Genomic DNA, 1,382 nt, shown 5'->3' on the forward strand with positions numbered 1-1,382 from the left:
TTGAGACGTCAGACATCTCGATCAACAGCCCGGGGGCCTCGCTCGTTGCACTTCACGGCCCATCACCCGATCGGGGGCCAACTCGAAGAGGCTCACTGATGGCAACAGCGGTACAGGTCCGAGACCCCCGGAGTCTCGTCCCCATCCAGGTGTGGGACAGGGAAGTCCGGCTGATCATGCGGGATCACGTCATGGGACGTGACCTGGCTGAGCGCATCTTCGGTCAGGCCGTCGCCTACCTGGTGACCTCAGCCGAGTGCCCCGAGACGCGCATGGGGCCCTCCCAGGCCGTGGACCTGGGCGTCCACTCGTTCGTGCTCGACTCGGTCAACTACATGGCGTTCTGCGACCAGCACGCGGGACGCTACATCCACCACGTCCCGCACCTGCCCGGAGAGGGAGCCGGGGAGCCCCCCGCCCTGCGGGACACGGTCAAGGCCATCAAGGCTTCCGGCTTCGAGATCGACCCGGAGCTGTGGACCATGAAGGACGCGGCCGACTGCTCCCAGTGCCACGCCGGGTGCACCGACAGCCCCAACAGCGGGAAGTAACACCGCACGGACCGTGGCAACTCCCCCCGGAGACGGGGGGAGTTGCCGCCATGAGGAAAGGTTCTGTATGGAGGTCGTTGACGCCTGGGAGCGGTACGCCCAGGGACGGACGCCACGGAGGGACGCCAACGCTTCCGGGGCCAAGACGTGGTTGAACTGGACGCAGTACGCCGACCACGGCCCTGATGAATCGATCCTCGGAGAACTTCAAGGCCGGACCGTTCTGGAGTTGGGCTGCGGCACGGGATGCAACCTTGCCCATCTCTCCACGTTCGGGGCCGAGTGCATCGGCGTGGACATCGCCCCCAGCCAACGTGAGAAGGCCGTAGCGCGATGGGGCCACCTCCCCGGCCTCACCTTCCATACGGCAGAGGTGACCGACTACCTGTGCCGCACAGACGGCCCCCTCGATGTGGTCCTGTCCGTCTTCGGGCCTGTCTGGTTCACGGCCCCTGAACAGCTCCTCCCTCTGATCCGGAAGCGGCTTTCCCCTGGTGGGGTGCTGGCCTTCTCCCACAAGCCCCCCTCGGCCGGCTCGGAACCGGTCGGCACCCTGAGAGAGGCCAGGGCAGTAACCAGGTGGGACTACACCCCAGAGGAATGGTCGGCCCTTCTGGCCTCTTCGGGGTACTCGAATTCCAAAGCCGAGATCATCCCTCCCCCTAAAGGACAGAAGGTAGGAACCCTCCTATTGATCCGAAACGCTTTGGATTCAGGCTCGTTGACGGTGTGTGAGTGAGCATTTTCAGTGTGGCCACTGATCAGGTGACGGGCCGGTGTGAGGTCGGGATGGGCAACGGACAGGGCCCCGTGCCGTTGAGGGAGGTGTTC

2 protein-coding genes are annotated in these 1,382 nt (G+C 65.1%); both read left to right on the top strand.

The genetic code is table 11. The features are described from left to right. Nucleotides 1–98: 98 nt before the first annotated feature. Nucleotides 99–551, top strand: coding sequence for a glycine-rich domain-containing protein (locus tag ACZ4LX_RS38145; RefSeq protein WP_467652008.1), 453 nt, complete (start codon nucleotides 99–101; stop codon nucleotides 549–551). A gap of 67 nt (nucleotides 552–618) precedes the next feature. Further along, a complete protein-coding gene (locus ACZ4LX_RS38150) occupies nucleotides 619–1,290 on the top strand; it encodes a class I SAM-dependent methyltransferase (protein ID WP_467652010.1) in 672 nt (223 codons plus the stop codon). Nucleotides 1,291–1,382 lie beyond the last annotated feature (92 nt).

The organism is Streptomyces sp. NPDC026062 (assembly GCF_055568375.1).